Below are 18,735 nucleotides of genomic sequence, written 5' to 3'. Positions count from 1 at the left end.
CTGTGTTTCACGTGAAACCCCACAACGTGCTCATCCTGCCCGGCTGGCAGAACAGCGGGCCGGACCACTGGCAAAGCCGCTGGGAAGCCCTGTACGGCTACCGCCGCGTGGACCAGCACGACTGGATGACCCCGCGCCGCGGCGACTGGATCGCGCGGCTGGAAGACGTCATCCTCGGCTGTGAAGGCCCGGTGGTTCTGGTTGCCCACAGCCTGGGTTGCATCCTCACCGCTGCCTGGGCCCAGGTGTCGCGCAGCACGCACCGCGTACAGGGCGCGCTGCTGGTCGCACCCGGTGACGCCGAGCGCGAAGAAATGCGCCCGGTGCTGCCCAGCTGGTCACCCATCGTGCGCGAGCGCCTGCCGTTCCCCAGCATGCTGGTGGGCAGCCGCAACGACCCGTATTGCAGCTTCGAGCGCGCGCAGGGCCTGGCCGAGAGCTGGGGCTCGCGCTTCGTCGACCTCGGCGAACGCGGCCACATCAACGCCGAATCGGGTCTGGGCGACTGGCCCGAAGGGCATCGGCTGCTGCTAGACTGCACAAGTAGTCAAGTCTGACTACTTGTTGGAGATTCGCCATGCCCCCCACCATCGCCACCAGTTTGAAATTGCCCGCCGAACTCAAGGCGGCCATCGACGAGGACGCGCGCAAGCAAGGCCTCTCCAGCCACGCCTACATGGTGCGGACCCTGGCCGATGCGTCCGAACGGGCACGGTTGCGCGAGCAGTTCACGCAGGACGCACTGGCGGCCGAACAGCACATGCTGGCACGCGGTGGTTATGACCTGGCAGACGTGAAGGCCTATTTTGAAGCGCGTGCGCGAGGCGAACGCCCTGAGCGGCCGCCGCTGCGCCCGGTGGTTCGCTGATGCCCATCACCGTACAGCTGGCCGAAGATGCCTGGATCGATCTTGAAGAACTGGTGGACTTCCTGCTGGCCCAAGATGACCCGACGGCCCCCGAGCTGCTGGCGTTTGTGCTGGACGGCTTGCAGGTGCTGACCCATCAACCCGGTATCGGACGACCGATGGAAGACGGCCTGCGCGAACTGATCCTCCACCGGGGCAAAAGCGGCTACCTCGTCAAATACCGTTATCTGTCCCACTTGGAGGCTGTGCGCGTGCTGCGCCTTCGCCATCAGCGCCAGTCTGGCTACACCGAAAGAGACATCTGACATGGTCACCAAAAAACCCAAAGGCCTGGGCCGCGGACTCGAAGCCCTGCTGGGCCCCAAAGTGGCGGAAGCCGCTTCGCCCGACGCGCAGGACAACGCGCGCAACCAGACGCCGAGCAGCCTGCCGCTGACCGAGCTGGTGCCGGGTGTCTACCAGCCGCGCACGCGCATGGACGAGGGCGCGCTCTACGAGCTGGCCGAGTCGATCAAGGCGCAGGGCATCATGCAGCCGATCCTGGTGCGCAAGCTCGCCGATGGGCCGAACGCCGGCAAGTACGAAATCATCGCGGGCGAGCGGCGCTTCCGCGCTTCCCGGCTGGCGGGTCTGGACAGCGTGCCGGTGCTGGTGCGCGATGTGCCCAACGAATCGGCCGCCGCCATGGCGCTGATCGAGAACATCCAGCGCGAAGACCTGAACCCGCTGGAAGAAGCCCAGGGTTTGCAACGTCTGGTGAAGGAGTTTGGGCTTACGCACGAACAGGCGGCACAGGCCGTGGGCCGCTCGCGCAGTGCGGCCAGCAACCTGTTGCGCCTGCTGCAGCTGGCCGAGCCGGTGCAGACCATGCTGATGGCGGGCGACCTGGACATGGGCCATGCGCGTGCGCTGCTGACCCTGGACAAGGCGACCCAGATCACGGCCGGCAACCAGATCGCGGCCAAAAAAATGTCGGTGCGCGAGGCCGAGAGCCTGGTGAAAAAACTGACGGCGGAGTTCACGCTGGCGCCGCAGAAGCTCAAGAAGGAGAAGTCGCGCGACATCAAGCGCGTCGAAGAAGAGCTGTCGGACCTGCTGACCGCCGAGGTGGAGGTCCGGGTGAAAAAGCGCGTGAAGCGCCATGGTCGGGTGGAGGAGCTGGGCGAACTGGCGATCCAGTTCGGTTCGCTGGACGAGCTCAATGGGCTGATCGATAAGTTGAGGAAGTAGTAACCCCCTGCGCCGCTTCGCGGCTTCCCCCCAGGGGGACGGCGCCCTTTGACCGGCGGAGCCGGATCGTCGGCGCCCCTGGGTTGGGGGCATTGGCGCGCCGGTTGCACGGCCTGTCATCGGGCCAAGATGCGCAGACCCAATTCAGTTCAAAGCGCACGCCCAATAGAAAAGGCCTCCCGAAGTAGGCCTTGTTCGAAGGAGGGAAGCCCCACCAGCAGATGCCGAAGGTCCGGCTCCGCCGGCCCAAAGGCATCGTCCCCCCGGGGGGGGACGCCGCGCAGCGGCGCAGGGGGGTACTTTAATTGCCGACTTTGAGCTGACCACCGCGGCCCAGGCCGCCCTTGACTTCCTGCGCCTTGTAGTTGCGCAGCGAGATGACCATGTTGTTGTAGGCGTCGGTGAACGCAGCCACGGTGGCTTTGCCGGCCGGGGTGCGCGAGAAGCCGCTGAGGGCACCGCCGGCGCTGGGGCCGAAGGCACCGAGCGCGGCACCGTAGTTGGTGGCCGTGGCGTTGCCTTCGGAGATGGCGATCTGCACGCCCGAGCGGATGTCCAGCAGGGTCATGGTGACCACGGATGCCTTGCTTTCCAGCGAGCCGGCGAGCACACCCAGGTTGCGGTTACGCCCGCCCAACAGGCCGCCGAGCGCGCCGGCGATCTGGCCGGTGGATTCGTTGTCGATGATCACGGCGGGCTCCAGGTAGTAGTCGGCAGCCACACGCTGGCCCTTTTGCTGTTTGGAGCCGGCACGGAACTCGCCCGAGTTGCGCTGCTTGTCGGTGATCGCGGAAATCTTGCTTTCGGTGCGGGTGTTGCCGATCGCGGTGATGACAAAACAGTTGGACTGCTGCACCGCCAGGCGGATCAGCGGTTCGATGGTGGTGACCTGGGTTTCTCGTCCGAAGCTGGCATACCACTCCTTGCCGCGGCCGTCGTCCACGGCCAGAGTGCCCAGCGGCGAATCGCAGCGCTGCAGGCCGCTGCTGGCGTTCATGCTGGTGCCACCAGCGGCCGCACCGGTGGTGGCGGTGTTGCTGGTACCGGTGGTGAGGAGGCCGCCGCCACCGCCGCCGCAGCCGGCCAGTGCGAGGGAGGCAGCCAAAGCGGCCCAGCGGAGGGAGGAGGTGGTTTTGCTCATGGATGAACTCTCTGTTGATGTAGGAAAAAAGTGATCAGAAAAAAAGAACAGCTGGGGGGTGTTTAACGGTATTTCCAGCCGTTCGGACCCCAGTATCCGTAATAAGGATAGGCAGCATTCCACCCGCCATACCAGGTCTTGCGCTGGGACTCGCGCCATTCGTAGGCGCTCTTTTCGTCCTTCTTCGCGGCCCGGGCCTGGGGCAGCCATTTTTGAGCTTCCTTGTTGCCCTTGGCGGCGGCCATGGACAGCCAGTTTTCGGCCTCGGCAGGATCCGGTCCCATTTCCTCCAGACCCATCAGGTAGAAGCGCCCGAGCGCCAACTGGGCAGGCACCACGCCGCGTTCGCCGGCTTCGCGCATCCACTTGATCGCCAGGTAGCTGTCTTTGGGAACCCCGTCGCCACGGAAGTAGCGCAGGCCCAGGTCGTAGGCGGCACGGGGGTCGTCACGGGCGACTTCGGTCAGCTGCAGCAGGCGCTGCTCGGCCACCGGGTCGGTGGCTTCGGGCTGGAAGGTGGCACTGTCGCGTGGGCGATCCGAGCACCCGCTGCTGTCGCAGATGCGGACGGTGGGCACGGCGTCCTGTGCGAACACGGCGGACGACGCCAACAGCAGGGGGAGCAGCAGTCTGTTCATGTGACACCTCCACAACCGGGTAATTTTGAGTCGTAAAGTTTACATCTTCAACGGCATTCGGTCACACCCAGCGGTCACCACCGCGCACGCAGGGTCGCCAGCCGTCCCTCTTTTTGGGGAGTCTCGGTGCAGGGCAGGGCTTTCACAGCGTACCGCCAGGCGGTGGCTCAGAGCGCAAAGATCTTGCCGGGGTTCAGGATGTTGTCGGGGTCGAGCGCGCGCTTGATGCTGCGCATCATGTCCACCGCGCCCGTGCCGGCTTCGGTGAGCAGGAAGTCCATCTTGTGCAGGCCCACACCGTGTTCGCCGGTGCAGGTGCCTTCGAGGCGCAGCGCGCGGGCCACCAGCTGGTTGTTCAGCACCTCGGCGCGTTCGCGCTCTTCCGGGATCGCCGGGTCAATCAGGTAACCGAAGTGAAAATTGCCGTCACCGACGTGGCCGACCAGGAAGTAGGGGATGCCGCTGGCGTCGGCCTCGGCCACGGAATCGAGCAGGCAGTCGGCCAGGCGGCTGATGGGCACGCAGGTGTCGGTGGAAATGGCGCGGCAGCCGGGCTTGCTCTGGATCGCGGCGAAGTAGGCGTTGTGCCGCGCGGTCCACAGGCGGGTGCGCTCTTCGGGCGTGGTGGCCCACTGGAAGGCGTTGCCCTCGAATTCGCTGGCAATCTCCTGCACCGTCTCGGCCTGTTCCTTCACGCTCGCGGGCGAGCCGTGGAACTCCATGAGCAGCATGTGTTCTTCGCGCAGGCCCAGCTTGCTGTGGGCGTTGACCATGCGCACGGTGTTGGCGTCGATCAGCTCGCAGCGCGCGATCGGCACGCCGAGCTGGATCACCTGGATCACGGTGCGCACCGCGGCTTCGATGGTGGGGAAGGAGCAGGTCGCGGCCGAGATCGCTTCGGGCAGCGGGTAGAGCTTGAGCGTGACTTCGGTGATCACGCCCAGCGTGCCTTCGCTGCCCACCATCAGGCGCGTGAGGTCGTAGCCGGCGCTGCTCTTCTTGGCGCGGGTGCCGGTGCGGATCACCTCGCCTTGCGCGGTCACCACCTCCAGTGCCAGCACGTTCTCGCGCATGGTGCCGTAGCGCACGGCGTTGGTGCCGCTGGCGCGCGTGGCCACCATGCCGCCGATGGAGGCGTCGGCACCCGGGTCGATGGGGAAGAACAGGCCTTCGCTTTTCACCGCTTCGTTCACGGCCTTGCGCGTGACGCCGGGCTGCACCGTCACGGTCAGGTCTTCGGCGTTGATCGACAAGACCTGGTCCATGCGGCTGACGTCGATGCTGATGCCGCCCTGCACGGCCAGCAGGTGGCCTTCGAGCGAGGAGCCGACACCGAACGGGATCACGGGGACCTTGTACAACGCCGCGAGTTTCACCGCGTCCGACACGTCCTGTGTGTTCAGCGCAAACACCACGGCGGCGGGCGGCGGCACGTCGTACACCGACTCGTCGCGGCCGTGTTGCTCGCGCACCGCCAGCGCGGTGGAACACTGTGCGCCAAAACGGGATTGCAGCGCCGCCAACAGTTCCGCAGGCACGGGGCGCTGCTGGATGTCGGGCACCAGATGGGCGAGTTGGGCGGGGGCGTTCATGGCAGTCTCCAAACTGGGCCGAGCGAAAAACGGCCCAGTTTACTGCCAGCCCCCCGCCGGGAGAAGCGTTGCGCAATGCCCCTGTCGGGTTCACGCTTTGTTCAGGCGATCAGGACTTGGGATCCTTCATGGCCGCCCTGAACTCCGCCAGCGAAAGGGCGCCGTCGCCGTTGGCGTCGATCTGGGTGAACTGCTGCGACACCGCGGGCAAGGTCTTGGCCTCTTCGGCACTCAGGGCCTGGTCACCGTTCTTGTCGGCCCTGGTGAAGGCGGCGCTGATGGCCTGGTCGCTGGAAGCCAACGCGGGCAGGGCGGTGCTTTGGGCCATCAGGGCGCTGGTCGAGCCCATGGTCAGGGCGGCGAACAGCAGGACGCTGCGGACTTCGAACAGAGTGTGGTGTTGTCGATCAAACATGGTTCTTGGCTCCTTGAGATTGAACAGAACCCCGTGCCCTGAAGCGCGGGGTTCTGTTATTTCATAGCAGCACACCGAGCAGCGCCAATGGTTTTGCCGGCTGTTGCCTGCATGACATTCCGCTTGCCGCAGACACATTTCCCTGCCCGGTGTAACGCGCGCCGAATCCCGCACAATGCAAGCTTCCCCGCACAGCCGACACCAAGGAATCCGCCATGGGCAACCGACTCACCCAGATCGCCACCCGCACCGGCGACGCCGGCACCACCGGCCTCGGCGACAACACCCGCGTCTCCAAGAACAGCCTGCGCGTGCACGCCATGGGCGACGTGGACGAACTCAACTCGCACATCGGCGTGCTGCTGTGCGAAGACATGGCCACCGATGTGCGCACGCTGCTGGTGGAGATCCAGCACCAGCTGTTCAACCTGGGCGGCGAACTGTCCATCCCGGGTTTCGAGCTGCTCAAGCCCGAGGCCGTGCTCGCGCTCGACGAGGCCCTGGCCACCTACAACGAACAGCTGCCGCGCCTGCAGGAATTCATCCTGCCCGCGGGCAACCGCGCTGCGGCCCAGGCACACGTGTGCCGCACGGTGGCGCGGCGTGCCGAGCGCGTCGTGGTGGCACTGGGCAACGAAGAAGCGATCAAGGAAGCCCCACGCCAGTACCTGAACCGTCTCTCGGACCTGATGTTCGTGCTCGCGCGCGTGCTCAACCGCATGAACGGTGGCGACGACGTCTACTGGAAGAGCGAACGCATGGCGCAGGGCGGCGCCGAATGAAACCTGTGCGGATGGCCGCGGTGCTGGCGCTGACGTTCAGCGCGGTCGCCCACAGCCAGACACCGCCAGCAACGAGCCAGGTGGTGCTGGTGTGCGAGGCCGCCTACCTGCCAGCCCGCACCGTCTGGACGCGCACGGTCGCGATTGAATACGACCAGCAGCGTGTGCGCTCGGTGCTGATCGATGGTGTGCCGGTGTACACCTTTGCGATCCGTGGCACGGTGATCCTCACGTCGCTGGACAACGAGCGCATCCAGATCAATACCGCCGCCCAGTCCTGGAGCAGCGATTTCCGCGGTGTGGCCAGTGCACACGGGCGCTGCGAACGTGGCCAGCCCAGGCCCGTCGCTGGCGCCGCGTCAACCGGTTGAGCGCCGGGGCCGGCCGGCTCATTTCGGGACCATGCGCAGGCCGCCGGCTTGCGGCCGTTGCCCGTGGTGCAGCCGGATGCGCAGCGAGAGGTCGGTGCGCGAGTCGGCGTTGTCCACCGCCTGCTCGGCCGTGAGTTCGCCGCGCTCGTAGAGCTCGTAGAGCGACTGGTCAAACGTGGCCATGCCCAGATCATTGCTCTTGGCCATCACCTCCTTGATGTCGTCTGTCTGGCCCTTCTGGATCAGGTCGGCGATGTAGGGCGAAAGCAGCATCACCTCCACCGCTGGCACCAGATTGCCCTCCGCGCCGCGGATCAGCCGCTGGCCCACGACGCCCTTGAGGTTGAGCGACAGGTCCATCAGGATCTGCCTGTGCGCAGTCTCGGGGAAGAAGTTCAGGATGCGCTGGATCGCCTGGTTGGCGTTGTTCGCGTGCAGTGTCGAGACGCACAGGTGGCCGGTTTCGGCGTAGGCCATGGCGTGCTGCATGGTTTCGCGGTCGCGGATCTCGCCGATCATGATCACGTCGGGCGCCTCTCGCATGGCGTGGCGAAGGGCCTCGTCGAACGACTGCGTGTCCAGACCCACCTCACGCTGGTCCACGATGGACAGGCCGTGGCTGTGCTCGAACTCCATCGGGTCTTCGACGGTGAGGATGTGCCCGCTCAGGTTGCGGTTGCGGTGGTCCAGCATGGCCGCCAGCGTGGTCGACTTGCCCGAGCCCGCTGCGCCCACCACCAGCACCAGACCGCGCTTGAGCTGGGCCAGCTTTTTCAGCACCGGTGGCAGCTTGAGCGCGTCCAGCGAGGGAATCTTGGCGTTGATGTGGCGCACCACCACCGCCACGTCGCCGCGCTGGCGGTAGACGTTGACACGGAAACGACCCAGGCCGGGCAGGGCGATGGCCAGGTCGCTTTCCAGCGTGGCTTCAAAGTCGCGGATCTGTGATTCGCGCATCACCGAATAGGCCAGGCGCTGTGTGCGCGCCGGGTCCAGCGGAGGCTCTGGCAAGCGCCGGACCACGCCCTGGACCTTGAGCGCCGCCGAGCTGCCACTGGAGAGAAACAAGTCCGATGCTCCATGCGCGACCATCAGCGAAAGGTAGTGGCCGATGTCGTCGTTGGAAGGCAGGATGGAGTCCATGGTGGTGTCAGAGGAGTGAACTGGACTGTACGCCTTGCCTATCGGTTTTGTAACAAAAAACGTCAACCCCTGCAATCCGTCCCTAACGCGGCGCCAGCACCGCCATGGTGATGCGCGAGACGCAGGTCAGCTCGCCGGCCTCGTTCGTGAGGTCGATCTGCCAGACCTGGGTGGTGCGGCCGATGTGCACCGGCCGCGTGACGCCGGTGACCCAGCCGCTGGTGGCGCCCTTGAGGTGGTTGGCGTTGATGTCCAGGCCCACGGCGCGGTGGCCTTCGGGGCAGCTGTAGGCCGCGCCGCACGAGCCCAGGGTTTCGGCCAGCACCACGCTCACGCCGCCGTGCAGCAGGCCGTAGGGCTGTTTCGTGCGGGTGTCCACCGGCACCCGGGCGCGGATGAAGTCGTCGCCGACGGCCAGGAATTCGATGCCCAGGTGCTGCACGGCGGTGCCCACGTGGATGGCGGTGAGTTCTTCGACGGAGATCGGTTTTTTCCAGAGGGTCATGGGGCTGAACAGGCTGCGGTTTGGGGGAGGAATCGCCACACTGTAGCGGCCCACCACCGGCGCGCACAGCGCCGGGTGTCACCTGTGCCCGCCGCTCAACCCTTGCGGCGCAGCGCCACCACCGTGCCCGACACCGCCGGGGACGGCAGCGCCCAGTGCGCCGGCAGCGCGTGCAGCACGGCGCGCGCGTCGAGCGAGCGGATCGGCACCGCGTTGTCCATGGGGATGCGGTCGTGGGCCTGCAAGGCCATGTAGCGCAGCGCGCTCACGCGCAGGAAGGACGCGAAGTTGCCGACCTCGCCGCGCGCGGCCACCAGCTCGTCGTAGAGCTTCTCGATCAGCGCGACCACCGCCATGCCGTCGCGCTCGCCAATCTCGCTGAGCACGTCCCAGTAGAGGTTCTCCAGCCGGATGCTGGTCACCACGCCGTGCAGCCGCACCGAGCGGGTGCGGCTGGCGTAGCTCTCGGGGTCGGCGCTGATGAAGACTTCACACATGGCAGCACTCCTGCGTGGGCGGACGAAGCCGCATTGTCGGCGGCTTCAGGCGCGGGTGATTCACATCAATGCGTGATCTTCGTGCCCAGCACCACCAGGAACTGCGCGATCCACGCCGGGTGCGCCGGCCAGGCGGGCGCGGTGACGAAGGGGCCGTCGGTCACGGCTTCGTCCACCGCGATGTGGGCGTAGGTGGCGCCCGCGAGTTCCACCTCCACCTGGCAGGCCGGGTAGGCCGAGATGGTGCGGCCCTGGATGTCGCCCGTGGCCGCCAGCAGCTGCGCGCCGTGGCAGACGGCGGCCACCGGTTTGCCGCTGCCGGTGAAGTGTTTGACCAGCGCCATCACGCTGGCGTGCATGCGCAGGTACTCGGGGCCGCGCCCGCCGGGAATCACCAGGCCGTCGTAGCTCTCGGGCTTCACGTCGGCGAACGTGGCGTTGAGCGTGAAGCGGTGGCCGGGCTTTTCGCTGTAGGTCTGCGCGCCCTCGAAATCGTGGATGGCGGTGTGGATGAAGTCGCCGGCCTTCTTGTCGGGTGCGACGGCGTGCACCGTGTGGCCCACCGCCTGCAGCGCCTGGAACGGCACCATGGTTTCGTAGTCTTCGCAGTAGTCGCCGCAGATCATCAACAGTTTTTTGCCCATGCTCGTCTCCTGGTGGTTGGGGGTGGAGACGATTGTTGGAGCGCGGCCGGTGGCGGAGGTAACAGCCCGCTGCTGCAGGCATGGGGGTTTGCCCTGATCGGCGCCGGGGGGCCAGGCGGCGATCTGAACATCCCCAACAACGTGGACCTGTCCAGCGACCGCCAGCTGCTGCGCAAGGCCAGTTTCCACATGGGCGTGACGCGCGACCTGTTTGGCTCCGGGATCTCCAGCAACGCCGCCGAGTCGTTCTCGTCGGGCCTGAAGGGCCGCTTCAACGAAGCCAGACTCACCGGTGACGACCACGAACGGCAGGACGCCACCTACGACGTCGCGCGCGTGGTGAATGGCCAGCTGGTGGTGGCGCCGGTGCCCGCTCCAGCGGGCGGCACCGTTCCATGCCCCGGGGTGGTGCTCCGTGCTCTGCCGCTCAGCCCTTGCGGTTGAGCAGGGCGTAGAGCCCGATTGCGCCGAAGGTGGCGGTACCGATGCCGCCGAGCGCAAATTCGCCGAAACGCAGCGTGTAGTCGCCGGTGCCCAGCACCAGGGGGATCGCCGCCACCAGCAGGTTCTTGTTGTTGGAGAAATCAACCTTGTTGTCGACCCAGATCTTGGCGCCTGCGATGGCGATCAGGCCGAACACCACGATGGACACGCCGCCCATCACGGCCAGCGGAATGGCCTGGATCAGCGCGCCGAACTTGGGGCTGAAACCGAGCACGATGGCCATGATGCCGGCGACGAAAAAGATGGCGGTGGAGTAGATCTTGGTCGCGGCCATGACGCCGATGTTCTCGGCGTAGGTGGTCACCCCGGTGCCACCCGAGGCGCCGCTGACCATGGTGGCCACGCCGTCGCCGATGAAGGCCTTGCCCAGGTAGGGGTTGAGGTCGCGCCCGGTCATGGCGCTCACGGCCTTGATGTGGCCCAGGTTCTCGGCCACCAGGATCAGCGCCACCGGTGCGATCAGCAGGATCGCCTGGGCCTCGAACACCGGCGCGGCAAACGTCGGCAAACCGAACCAGGCCGCGCTGGCAATGCCCGAGAGGTCGATCGCCTTGCCCAGGCCCAGGCCGTTGGTCAGCACGGCGTAGATCACGCTGGCCACGATCAGACCGACCAGGACCAGCAGGCGCTGCGTCATGCCGCGCGTGTACACGGCCACCAGGCCGACACTGATGAAGGTGACGGCCTGCATCCAGGCGTCGAAGCCGGTGGGAGCCATGTTCTTGATCGGGATGGCGGCGAGGTTCAGGCCGATGACGGCCACCACCGTGCCGGTCACCACCGGCGGCATGAGGCGCTCGATCCAGTGCACGGCCACGCCTTCTTCCACTTCTTCCACTTCCATGCCGGCCATGGGCGTGGACCTGGTGTGACGGACATTGGTGGCGTGCACGATGAAGCCAATGACGGTGTACACCAGACCGCAGATGACGATACCGCCCAGCGCCACGCCCAGGTTGGCGTTGGGGCCGGGGCCGGCGTAGCCGCTGGCCGCGATCACCACGCCGATGAAGGCGAAGCTCGACCCCAGGTAGCTCGGCACCTTGCCGCCGGTGATCAAGAAGAAGATGAGCGTGCCGATGCCGCTCATGAGGATGGCGACGTTGGGATCGAAGCCCATCAGGAGGGGCGCGAGCACGGTGGCGCCGAACATGGCAATGACATGCTGCACACCCATGACCATGGTCTGCGGCCATGGCAGGCGCTCGTCGGGGGCGATGACGCCACCGCCGTCGAGCGTGGCCGATGACTTTTCTGTCCAGCTGAACATGCCCATGAAAACTCCTTGTTGTGGTTGTGGAAAGCGGGTGTCGGGTGGCGGCGATTCTGCCGGGTGGTCTGAGGGCACGCATGCTGCGTTGCAACAGGCGCGACGCGGGCGGGACAGGGCCGCTGCAATCTTGGCGTCGCGGCCGGTGCACGCGCCTTGATACGCGTCAGGCCACGCGGAAGAATCGCATCTCGACCCGATCGGGGAAACGCGCACCGGTGCCGATGAAGAGGCTCTGTGTCATCCAGGCCAGCGCCGGGTGCGAGACCTCGAAGGTCGGCGCGCAGCGGAAGTAGATGGCGGCCGGGTCCACCGGCTCGCCGCGCACCAGCTTGGCGATGTCTTCCGGCGAGCCGCGGCGCAGCGCGCGGTTCTGCACGAACACATGGGCGCCTGCCCAGTCGGGGTCGTCCAGCTGCAGCAGGTAACGCGCGTCAAGGTCGGCGCAGGTGTCGCTCACCACGAGCTGGAAATCGGCGCCGCCGGGCAGCACGCGGCCGTGGATGGCACCGCTGACCGAGCCCCCTATGATGGGGATGATGCGGCGCTTGCCGCGGCTGTTGAGCCCCGTGATCTCGCCCGCCTCGATGGGCGCGGCGACGAAGACGGTCAGGTCCAGAGCGGGTTCGAGTGTGGGGGTGGGCAGAAGCATGCGCGGGTTATACCGCAGGGGGCCCTGTCACCTCGGCAGTGGCGCGGTCAGGGGTGCGCTGCTACCCTCGCGGCAGACGGAGACAACAGGCCCCCAGGGCCCGAACCAAGAGCGAGCCACCATGAGCACCACGCCGGGCACCCCCGCGCCCCACATTCCCCAGATACGCCTCTACCAGCAATGGCTCGCGGAACACCGCGGCCTGCGGTTCGACGACTACGACGCGCTCTGGCGCTGGTCCACCACCGATCTCGACGCCTTCTGGCAAAGCATCTGGGACTACTTCGAGATGCAGTCGCCCACGCCGCACACGGCGGTGCTGGAGCGCAACGTGATGCCGGGGGCGAAGTGGTTCCCGGGCGCGCAGTTCAACTACGCGCAGCAGGTCTTGCGCCATGTGATGCCGGCCCATGCCGCGGGCTTCCCGGCCATCGTCAGCCGCAACGAAAAGGGGCGCCATGTCGAACTGAGCTGGCCCCAGCTGCGCCGCCAGGTCGCGTCGCTCGCGCTGCACCTGCAGGCCCAGGGCGTACAGCCCGGCGACCGCGTGGCCGCCTACCTGCCCAACATCCCCGAGACCATGGTCGCCTTTCTCGCGGTGGTGAGCATCGGCGCGGTGTGGAGCGTGTGCGCACCCGACATGGGCACCAACGCCGTGCTCGACCGCTTCAAACAGATCGAGCCGGTGGTGTTGATCGCCTGCGACGGCGTGACCTACGGCATGAAGGATTTCGACCGCCTGTCCGTGGTGGCCGAACTGCGCACGGCGCTGCCCACGGTGCGCCACGTGATCCTGCACACCAACCTGGCCGACGACCCGGCCGCGGTGGACCGCGCGCTCGAAGCCGCCCAACCCTGCACCGCCTTCAGCACCGCCACCGCGCGCTACGACGCGGCCACCGCCGCTTTCGAGCCGCTGTGGCTGCCGTTCGACCACCCGCTGTGGATCGTCTACAGCAGCGGCACCACCGGCCTGCCCAAGCCCATCGTGCACGGCCACGGCGGCACGGTCATCGTGGCGATGGCACTGAAGATCATCCACAACGACGTGGGCTGCAGCTACGCGCCCAACAGCTGGGGCGAGCGTTACCACTGGTACAGCTCGACCGGCTGGGTGATGTGGAACGCACAGACCAGCGGCCTGCTCAACGGCACCACCTGCGTGCTCTACGACGGCAACCCCGGCGGGGCGAAAGAGAGTCCCGACTGGACCACGCTCTGGCGCTTTGCGTCCGAACTCGGCGTGACCTTCTTCGGCGCCGGCGCGGCGTTTTTTGCGAACTGTCTGAAGGCGGGCGTGGACCTGTCGACCTGCGGTGATCTGTCGCAGGTGAGGGCACTGGGCACGACCGGTTCGCCGCTGTCGGAGGATGCGCAGAACTGGGGCACTGCGCAGTTCGCGGCCATCGCTGCAAACGATGCGCAGCGCGACATCTGGTGGTGCAACATCTCCGGCGGCACCGACTTCGCCGGCGCCTTCATCGGCGGCCACCGCGAACTGCCGCAAACGCCAGGCCGCATGCAGTGCCGTCTGATGGGCTGCGCGGTCGAGTCGTGGAACGAACAGGGCCAGCCCGTCATCGACGAAGTGGGCGAACTGGTCTGCGCGCAACCCATCCCGTCCATGCCGCTGTACTTCGTCGGCGACAAGGACAACCAGCGCCTGCTCGGCAGCTACTTCGACATGTACCCGCCAGGGCACGGTCGCAAACCGGGTGGTGGTGATCTCGCCGCAGACGCCGGCGCCGTCTGGCGCCACGGCGACTGGCTGCGCATCCACCCCGACGGCTCCTGCGTCATCTACGGCCGCTCCGACGCCACCATCAACCGCCACGGCCTGCGCATGGGCACGAGCGAGCTCTACAGCGCCGTCGAAGCGCTGCCCGAGGTGCTGGACTCGATGGTCGTGGACCTCGAATACCTCGGCCGCGAAAGCTACATGCCGCTGTTCGTGGTGCTGCGCCCGGGGCTCACGCTGGACGATCCGATGACGGCCAGGATCAACGGCGCCATCCGCACCGCGCTGTCACCGCGCTTCCTGCCCAACGAAGTCCTGCAGGTGGCCGAAATCCCGCGCACGCTCTCGGGCAAGAAGCAGGAACTGCCGATCAAGAAACTGCTGCTCGGCCAGCCGCTGGACAAGGTGATCAACAAGGAGGCCATGGCCAACCCCGGCTGTCTGGACTGGTACGTGGAATTCGCGCACCGGCGGGCCGATGCCACCCGCATCTGAAGTCCTCAGCGTGCAAGGCCGGTCGGGCCCTTCACATGTTGAAACGGTTTGATACTGGTCAAGGCGCCCGCTTTGCAGAACACTCGGGTGGTGATCGCACCGTCGTTCGCCGTGTCCGGCGCGAGCTGTCGATCAGATCGGAGGACCCAGATGAACCGCGGACCTTCCCGTTTGCAGCCTGAGGGCTTGGTCGAGCCTCTGGACATTGATATCGACACCCTGGACCAGGCGCTGATGGAGCTGCTCACCAGCGACTGGCAGACCCTGGACGACGGCGAGCCGCTCGGCAAGGCCGACGACCTGCTGGGCGAGAAGACCGCCGCTTGAAGGCTTGAAGACCTGAGCCTGCGTCGCGCGGGTGACGGATTCCGGAGGCAGCACCGGGCCTACCCCATTCACGGTTGGGCCCGCTGGTTCTATGTTGCGTGTCTCACTTCATTGCAACAGGAGACACCGCATGAGCCACCCGTCCAGCCGCCCCGCCCACTTCAACCGCCGCCAGATCCTGTCGGCCGCTGCCGCCGTGGCTGCTCCGGCCCTCCTGCCGGCACACGCGTTCGCACAGGACAAGTTCCCCAGCCGCCCCATCAAGCTGATCGCGCCCTGGCCCGCCGGTGGCAGCAGCGACGGGGTCATGCGCGCCTTCGCGGACAGCGCCAGCAAGACGCTGGGCGTGCCCGTGATCATCGAGAACAAACCCGGTGTGGGCGGCACGCTGGGCGCGGCCGCCATGGTTGGCGCCGCTCCCGACGGCTACACGCTCACGCAGCTGCCGCTGGGCATCTACCGCCTGCCGCACATGCAGAAGATGCCGTTCGACCCGGTGCAGGACATCAGCCACATCGTCTGCCTCACCGGCTACACCTTCGGCATCGCCTGCACGGCGGACGCACCGTTCAAGACCCTCAAGGAGATGGTGGCCTACGCCAAGGCCAACCCCGGCAAACTCGAATACGGCCACACGGGAACGGGCACCACGCCGCACCTCGCGATCGAAGAGTTCAGCGAGAAAGCCGGCATCCAGCTCAACCCGATCCCGTTCAAGGGTTCGGCCGAAATCATGCAGGCCATCCTGGGCGGCCACATCCGCATGATGAGCGGCACCACCGAATTCGCGCCACACGTGCAGAGCGGCAAACTGCGCCTGCTCGCCACGCTGGGCAGCAACCGCAACAAGGCCTTCCCCGACGTGCCCACGGTCAAGGAAAGCGGTTGGGACACCATCACCGAATCGCCCTTTGGCATTGGCGGCCCCAAGGGCATGGACCCGGCCGTGGTCAAGGTGCTGCACGACGCGTTCAAGAAGACCCTGGACGACGCCAAGGTGCAGGAGACGCTGGACAAGTTTTTCATGCCCACGGTCTACATGAGCACGGCCGACTACACGGCCTACGGCGAGCGCACCTTCAAGACCGAGAAGGCGACCATCGAGCGGCTGGGGCTGGCGAAGAAAAGCTGAGGCGGCCTGGGTGCGGTGGCAGACATCGCGCCGTGTGGGAACCGGGCACACTGAGCCCAACCCACCCGATGCCATGACCTCGCCCACCACCGCCCCTTCGTTCACCCCATCGCCCACGCTGCTGCAGCTGGCCCTCGCGCTGGCCCTGCTGTCGCCACTCGCCGCACCGGCGCAGACCTCCGCGCCACCCGAGCCGCTCCAGACCATAGGCCGGCTCGACGTCGGCCGCTACCTGGGCACCTGGTACGAAATCGCGAAATACCCCAACCGCTTCCAGCGCCAGTGCGTGGCCGACACGAGTGCGTTGTACCGGCTGCGCGACGACGGCCAGCTCGACGTCATCAACCGCTGCCGCCAGGCCAACGGCGAAGTGGCCGAAGCCGTGGGCCGCGCGCGCCAGGACGGCCCCGCCGATTCGCCCAAACTCGAAGTGCGCTTCGCCCCCGCCTGGCTGTCGTGGCTGCCCATGGTCTGGGGCAACTACTGGGTGATCGACCTCGATGCGGACTACCAGCTGGTCGCCGTGAGCGAACCGAAGCGCGAATACCTGTGGGTTCTGTCGCGCACGCCGACGGTGGAGGCGGGGGCGTATCAGGCCTTGCTGGGGCGGTTGCAGGCGAAGGGGTTTGATCTTTCGAAGCTGGAACGGACCGCCCAAACCGGGAAGCCTGATTGATCGACCCCACCGACTGGCTGGACGCGCCCAGAGGCCTCGTGCTCGGTGGGCTGTGAGCGCTCTGGTGGCTGGCCTGGGACTTCTGCATTCAGACCGTTGGCTGGTTGATTGGCTGGTGCGGGTTGCAGGCGCTGGCGCTGGGCCAATATCCGAACGAGCGGTTGGGCGGGGGCGTTGCCTTGAGTGAGAAGGCTTGGCGTCAGTTCGCTCTTTTCGATCCGAGCAGACACTCACCCATAGCTCGCAAGGCGGTTCCTCAAGGCACAAGTTCAATGGCATCCAGCATGTGAGCAGATCATGGTGGAGGAAGCGGCCAGAAGGTCCCAGCAGTTTCTGCACCCTGCGTATATCGGAGCCAGTGCGTGGCGAAGGAATGGCGCCTGTGCAGAAATCGGCGTAGGCGACAAAGTTAGGCCGGGCTTACACACGACATCTTCGGACCACCACATAATCTGCCATGACTGAAGAGGAACTCCGAGCCAAGCTGCAAGCAGCGAAGCAATTCAAGGCTGAGCGCATTGCCGAGAGCGAAAAGGAGATCGCTGCGTTGCAACGCGACCTACATGCAACCGAGCAAAGGTTGGCCGAGTGGACTCGAATGATCCCCGTTGACGTTTTCGAGTACATAGATGCTGCCAATCGGCGCGAAGCAACGGAATCCGAGGAGGCCGATCGTTCGAAACTGAAAGTCCAAGCACACGAAGTCGCACTACGCGAAGCACGTGAACAAGGTAAAGGAATGCTGTCTCCCGGCGCAGCCTCAAAAAGCACATCCTTCGGTATCTACGGTGCCACTTTTGGCGGATTGCTCGCCATCTATATCGCCTCGTTTCACTTTTCAGTTCACAGCGAGTTGGTCTTGATGGCGCTCGGGTTGATTGGCGCAGTGGCTGGTCTGTTTGGTGGTTTCGTCGTCTTTGATCGCAACTTCGTCGTAGACGAGTCCATAACCGAGTCGCCTTTTCGCGACTTTGAGGCGAGCGCTCAGGCTCGACAAAGCTACTTCAAGGGTAGGCAGAAGTAGTGCGAGCAATCCCCTGCCCGGGTAGCGCCGAGCGCGGCCTCTCGCTCAAGTTCGCTCCCTCGGGTCGCTGTGACGCGCCTTCGGCGTGTCCCTAGTTACACGTTAGGCATCACAAAATGCACCGCGCAGCCATTCGGAAGCAACGCGAGCGACACCTTCTGTCATTATTCCTTGACGTCGCGAGCCTTCCAGTCAAAGCTGTTGAGGACTCAGAGTCGCCGGATTTCATTCTTGAACTCGATGGCAGGAGGGTAGGAATTGAACTCACTGAGCTCTACCGCCCCGCAGTCGGTAGCAGCGTTCCCTCGAGAGCACAAGAGAATCTGACCGACCGAATTGTCTGGGCTGCAAGGCGCATCTACGAAGCGGAGGCCAAGAGCTTCGTACACGTCAACGTCGCCTTCTTCGAGGGAATCAATATCAGAACCCTCGACAGGGATGCCACAGCAAGAAGCCTCTGCAAACTCGTCCTTCAGATGTCGCTGATTCCCGGAGTCCACACGCAATGGCGAAACGACTACGAAGATCCCGACTTGGACGCAATAGCGTTTGTTACCGTTATCTCTGTGCCACAGGCAAGCATGGCCCATTGGTTCGTAGCCCGCGCGGGTTGGCGAGCATCCCTGTCAGAGGAACTCCTCGCAGAAGCCATTGCGGCAAAGAACCACAAGCTTCCAATATATCGCTCGAAACTGGATGAGGTTTGGCTTCTTCTAGCCGTGGAGGGCAACCAACCATCTCAGTTTTTCGATCCCAACAGTCTTCCGGATATTGGCCGTCTCGGAAGTGCATTTGACAGAACGTACTTCTTCAATTCTGTGCACGACCAAGTGCGCGTCTGGAAACTCGGTGACCGGTCAAGCGGACCCTCAGCGGCTTAACGCCAACGCCGCTTACCCGAACAATGAGCAAGACACTGCCGTGTGACGCTCAACCCTTCGGTCAAGCCGGTTGAGCGCCTTTTTTACCGCATGAGGACGGACTACTACTGGCCGACAAAGCCCAGTCCACCCCACCCCGGGTAAACCCACCATTGACACCACCCCGCGCTCCCCCCAAGGTGCAAGGCTCGCCCGCCAGCCTTTCACCCG

23 protein-coding genes are annotated in these 18,735 nt (G+C 65.6%); 13 read left to right on the top strand and 10 right to left on the bottom strand.

What is annotated here, in order from left to right; all coding sequences use genetic code 11:
• The first annotated feature begins 11 nt into the window (after nucleotides 1-11).
• The 4 genes from AC0GNO_RS14805 to AC0GNO_RS14790 are packed head-to-tail and all read left to right on the top strand — an operon-like array spanning nucleotide 12 to nucleotide 2,098.
• Nucleotides 12-557 carry an RBBP9/YdeN family alpha/beta hydrolase gene (locus tag AC0GNO_RS14805; RefSeq protein ID WP_472904487.1) on the top strand — a complete coding sequence of 182 codons (546 nt, stop codon included), beginning with the start codon at nucleotides 12-14 and terminating at the stop codon, nucleotides 555-557.
• A gap of 20 nt (nucleotides 558-577) precedes the next feature.
• On the top strand, nucleotides 578-868 hold the full coding sequence (locus tag AC0GNO_RS14800; RefSeq protein WP_472904486.1) for a ribbon-helix-helix protein, CopG family: 291 nt from the start codon (nucleotides 578-580) through the stop codon (nucleotides 866-868).
• The gene (locus AC0GNO_RS14795; protein ID WP_472904485.1) at nucleotides 868-1,173 is read left to right on the top strand and encodes a type II toxin-antitoxin system RelE/ParE family toxin; all 306 of its coding nucleotides are present in this window, start codon (nucleotides 868-870) and stop codon (nucleotides 1,171-1,173) included. Before AC0GNO_RS14800 ends, AC0GNO_RS14795 begins: the two co-directional genes overlap by 1 nt.
• 1 nt (nucleotide 1,174) lies before the next feature.
• Nucleotides 1,175-2,098, top strand: a complete 924-nt coding sequence (locus tag AC0GNO_RS14790; protein WP_472904484.1) for a ParB/RepB/Spo0J family partition protein — start codon at nucleotides 1,175-1,177, stop codon at nucleotides 2,096-2,098.
• Between the two features lie 301 nt (nucleotides 2,099-2,399).
• On the opposite strand, the gene AC0GNO_RS14785 is transcribed toward AC0GNO_RS14790, so the two are convergent.
• The 4 genes from AC0GNO_RS14785 to AC0GNO_RS14770 form a co-directional block, all read right to left on the bottom strand.
• Nucleotides 2,400-3,239, bottom strand: coding sequence for a hypothetical protein (locus AC0GNO_RS14785; protein ID WP_472888965.1), 840 nt, complete (start codon nucleotides 3,237-3,239; stop codon nucleotides 2,400-2,402).
• Between the two features lie 62 nt (nucleotides 3,240-3,301).
• Nucleotides 3,302-3,877 (bottom strand): tetratricopeptide repeat protein, encoded by a 576-nt coding sequence (locus tag AC0GNO_RS14780; RefSeq protein ID WP_472888966.1) that lies wholly within the window; start codon nucleotides 3,875-3,877, stop codon nucleotides 3,302-3,304.
• A 167-nt stretch (nucleotides 3,878-4,044) separates the two neighbouring features.
• Nucleotides 4,045-5,469, bottom strand: a complete 1,425-nt coding sequence (locus tag AC0GNO_RS14775; RefSeq protein WP_472904483.1) for an FAD-binding oxidoreductase — start codon at nucleotides 5,467-5,469, stop codon at nucleotides 4,045-4,047.
• A gap of 109 nt (nucleotides 5,470-5,578) precedes the next feature.
• Complete coding sequence (locus AC0GNO_RS14770; protein WP_472904482.1) at nucleotides 5,579-5,884, bottom strand: EF-hand domain-containing protein; 306 nt, start codon at nucleotides 5,882-5,884, stop codon at nucleotides 5,579-5,581.
• A gap of 215 nt (nucleotides 5,885-6,099) precedes the next feature.
• Between AC0GNO_RS14770 and AC0GNO_RS14765 the strand changes: the two genes are divergently transcribed.
• The gene (locus AC0GNO_RS14765) at nucleotides 6,100-6,666 is read left to right on the top strand and encodes a cob(I)yrinic acid a,c-diamide adenosyltransferase (protein WP_472904481.1); all 567 of its coding nucleotides are present in this window, start codon (nucleotides 6,100-6,102) and stop codon (nucleotides 6,664-6,666) included.
• Nucleotides 6,663-7,037 (top strand): hypothetical protein, encoded by a 375-nt coding sequence (locus tag AC0GNO_RS14760; RefSeq protein ID WP_472888970.1) that lies wholly within the window; start codon nucleotides 6,663-6,665, stop codon nucleotides 7,035-7,037. Before AC0GNO_RS14765 ends, AC0GNO_RS14760 begins: the two co-directional genes overlap by 4 nt.
• A gap of 18 nt (nucleotides 7,038-7,055) precedes the next feature.
• Here AC0GNO_RS14760 and AC0GNO_RS14755 read toward each other — a convergent pair whose 3' ends face one another.
• From AC0GNO_RS14755 to AC0GNO_RS14740, 4 genes are all read right to left on the bottom strand, one after another.
• Nucleotides 7,056-8,180, bottom strand: a complete 1,125-nt coding sequence (locus AC0GNO_RS14755) for a PilT/PilU family type 4a pilus ATPase (protein WP_472904480.1) — start codon at nucleotides 8,178-8,180, stop codon at nucleotides 7,056-7,058.
• A gap of 82 nt (nucleotides 8,181-8,262) precedes the next feature.
• Entirely contained in the window at nucleotides 8,263-8,685 is a 423-nt protein-coding gene (locus AC0GNO_RS14750; RefSeq protein WP_472904479.1) for a hotdog fold thioesterase, read from the bottom strand.
• Nucleotides 8,686-8,780: 95 nt separating this feature from the next.
• Nucleotides 8,781-9,182: a ribbon-helix-helix domain-containing protein gene (locus tag AC0GNO_RS14745; RefSeq protein ID WP_472904478.1), complete on the bottom strand. Its 402-nt coding sequence runs from the start codon at nucleotides 9,180-9,182 to the stop codon at nucleotides 8,781-8,783.
• A gap of 65 nt (nucleotides 9,183-9,247) precedes the next feature.
• Nucleotides 9,248-9,826 (bottom strand): DJ-1/PfpI family protein, encoded by a 579-nt coding sequence (locus AC0GNO_RS14740; protein ID WP_472904477.1) that lies wholly within the window; start codon nucleotides 9,824-9,826, stop codon nucleotides 9,248-9,250.
• Nucleotides 9,827-9,967: 141 nt separating this feature from the next.
• Between AC0GNO_RS14740 and AC0GNO_RS14735 the strand changes: the two genes are divergently transcribed.
• Complete coding sequence (locus AC0GNO_RS14735; protein WP_472904476.1) at nucleotides 9,968-10,270, top strand: hypothetical protein; 303 nt, start codon at nucleotides 9,968-9,970, stop codon at nucleotides 10,268-10,270.
• Here the strand turns inward: AC0GNO_RS14735 and AC0GNO_RS14730 are convergent.
• Nucleotides 10,254-11,606 carry a solute carrier family 23 protein gene (locus tag AC0GNO_RS14730; protein ID WP_472888976.1) on the bottom strand — a complete coding sequence of 451 codons (1,353 nt, stop codon included), beginning with the start codon at nucleotides 11,604-11,606 and terminating at the stop codon, nucleotides 10,254-10,256. The genes AC0GNO_RS14735 and AC0GNO_RS14730 overlap by 17 nt on opposite strands.
• Nucleotides 11,607-11,766: 160 nt before the next feature.
• The gene (locus AC0GNO_RS14725) at nucleotides 11,767-12,252 is read right to left on the bottom strand and encodes a DUF3237 domain-containing protein (RefSeq protein WP_472904475.1); all 486 of its coding nucleotides are present in this window, start codon (nucleotides 12,250-12,252) and stop codon (nucleotides 11,767-11,769) included.
• A gap of 121 nt (nucleotides 12,253-12,373) precedes the next feature.
• On the opposite strand from AC0GNO_RS14725, the gene AC0GNO_RS14720 reads away from it, so the two are divergent.
• The 6 genes from AC0GNO_RS14720 (at nucleotide 12,374) to AC0GNO_RS14695 (ending at nucleotide 18,525) form a co-directional block, all read left to right on the top strand.
• Nucleotides 12,374-14,485: an acetoacetate--CoA ligase gene (locus AC0GNO_RS14720; RefSeq protein WP_472904474.1), complete on the top strand. Its 2,112-nt coding sequence runs from the start codon at nucleotides 12,374-12,376 to the stop codon at nucleotides 14,483-14,485.
• Between the two features lie 150 nt (nucleotides 14,486-14,635).
• Entirely contained in the window at nucleotides 14,636-14,812 is a 177-nt protein-coding gene (locus AC0GNO_RS14715; RefSeq protein ID WP_472904473.1) for a hypothetical protein, read from the top strand.
• A gap of 130 nt (nucleotides 14,813-14,942) precedes the next feature.
• Nucleotides 14,943-15,944 carry a tripartite tricarboxylate transporter substrate binding protein gene (locus tag AC0GNO_RS14710; RefSeq protein WP_472904472.1) on the top strand — a complete coding sequence of 334 codons (1,002 nt, stop codon included), beginning with the start codon at nucleotides 14,943-14,945 and terminating at the stop codon, nucleotides 15,942-15,944.
• A gap of 73 nt (nucleotides 15,945-16,017) precedes the next feature.
• A complete protein-coding gene (locus AC0GNO_RS14705) occupies nucleotides 16,018-16,620 on the top strand; it encodes a lipocalin family protein (RefSeq protein WP_472904471.1) in 603 nt (200 codons plus the stop codon).
• 457 nt (nucleotides 16,621-17,077) lie between these two features.
• Nucleotides 17,078-17,644, top strand: coding sequence for a hypothetical protein (locus AC0GNO_RS14700; RefSeq protein ID WP_472904470.1), 567 nt, complete (start codon nucleotides 17,078-17,080; stop codon nucleotides 17,642-17,644).
• Nucleotides 17,645-17,760: 116 nt separating this feature from the next.
• The gene (locus AC0GNO_RS14695) at nucleotides 17,761-18,525 is read left to right on the top strand and encodes a hypothetical protein (protein WP_472904469.1); all 765 of its coding nucleotides are present in this window, start codon (nucleotides 17,761-17,763) and stop codon (nucleotides 18,523-18,525) included.
• Nucleotides 18,526-18,735 lie beyond the last annotated feature (210 nt).

The organism is Hydrogenophaga sp. L310, assembly GCF_055703065.1.
This window is presented reverse-complemented; position numbering and strand designations above follow the sequence as displayed.

Coding starts and splice junctions, on each gene's coding strand:
- AC0GNO_RS14800 (WP_472904486.1), top strand. CDS start 578: ATGCCCCCCACCATCGCCACCAGTTTGAAATTGCCCGCCGAACTCAAG.
- AC0GNO_RS14795 (WP_472904485.1), top strand. CDS start 868: ATGCCCATCACCGTACAGCTGGCCGAAGATGCCTGGATCGATCTTGAA.
- AC0GNO_RS14790 (WP_472904484.1), top strand. CDS start 1,175: ATGGTCACCAAAAAACCCAAAGGCCTGGGCCGCGGACTCGAAGCCCTG.
- AC0GNO_RS14785 (WP_472888965.1), bottom strand. CDS start 3,239: ATGAGCAAAACCACCTCCTCCCTCCGCTGGGCCGCTTTGGCTGCCTCC.
- AC0GNO_RS14780 (WP_472888966.1), bottom strand. CDS start 3,877: ATGAACAGACTGCTGCTCCCCCTGCTGTTGGCGTCGTCCGCCGTGTTC.
- AC0GNO_RS14775 (WP_472904483.1), bottom strand. CDS start 5,469: ATGAACGCCCCCGCCCAACTCGCCCATCTGGTGCCCGACATCCAGCAG.
- AC0GNO_RS14770 (WP_472904482.1), bottom strand. CDS start 5,884: ATGTTTGATCGACAACACCACACTCTGTTCGAAGTCCGCAGCGTCCTG.
- AC0GNO_RS14765 (WP_472904481.1), top strand. CDS start 6,100: ATGGGCAACCGACTCACCCAGATCGCCACCCGCACCGGCGACGCCGGC.
- AC0GNO_RS14760 (WP_472888970.1), top strand. CDS start 6,663: ATGAAACCTGTGCGGATGGCCGCGGTGCTGGCGCTGACGTTCAGCGCG.
- AC0GNO_RS14755 (WP_472904480.1), bottom strand. CDS start 8,180: ATGGACTCCATCCTGCCTTCCAACGACGACATCGGCCACTACCTTTCG.
- AC0GNO_RS14750 (WP_472904479.1), bottom strand. CDS start 8,685: ATGACCCTCTGGAAAAAACCGATCTCCGTCGAAGAACTCACCGCCATC.
- AC0GNO_RS14745 (WP_472904478.1), bottom strand. CDS start 9,182: ATGTGTGAAGTCTTCATCAGCGCCGACCCCGAGAGCTACGCCAGCCGC.
- AC0GNO_RS14740 (WP_472904477.1), bottom strand. CDS start 9,826: ATGGGCAAAAAACTGTTGATGATCTGCGGCGACTACTGCGAAGACTAC.
- AC0GNO_RS14730 (WP_472888976.1), bottom strand. CDS start 11,606: ATGGGCATGTTCAGCTGGACAGAAAAGTCATCGGCCACGCTCGACGGC.
- AC0GNO_RS14725 (WP_472904475.1), bottom strand. CDS start 12,252: ATGCTTCTGCCCACCCCCACACTCGAACCCGCTCTGGACCTGACCGTC.
- AC0GNO_RS14720 (WP_472904474.1), top strand. CDS start 12,374: ATGAGCACCACGCCGGGCACCCCCGCGCCCCACATTCCCCAGATACGC.
- AC0GNO_RS14715 (WP_472904473.1), top strand. CDS start 14,636: ATGAACCGCGGACCTTCCCGTTTGCAGCCTGAGGGCTTGGTCGAGCCT.
- AC0GNO_RS14710 (WP_472904472.1), top strand. CDS start 14,943: ATGAGCCACCCGTCCAGCCGCCCCGCCCACTTCAACCGCCGCCAGATC.
- AC0GNO_RS14705 (WP_472904471.1), top strand. CDS start 16,018: ATGACCTCGCCCACCACCGCCCCTTCGTTCACCCCATCGCCCACGCTG.
- AC0GNO_RS14700 (WP_472904470.1), top strand. CDS start 17,078: ATGACTGAAGAGGAACTCCGAGCCAAGCTGCAAGCAGCGAAGCAATTC.
- AC0GNO_RS14695 (WP_472904469.1), top strand. CDS start 17,761: ATGCACCGCGCAGCCATTCGGAAGCAACGCGAGCGACACCTTCTGTCA.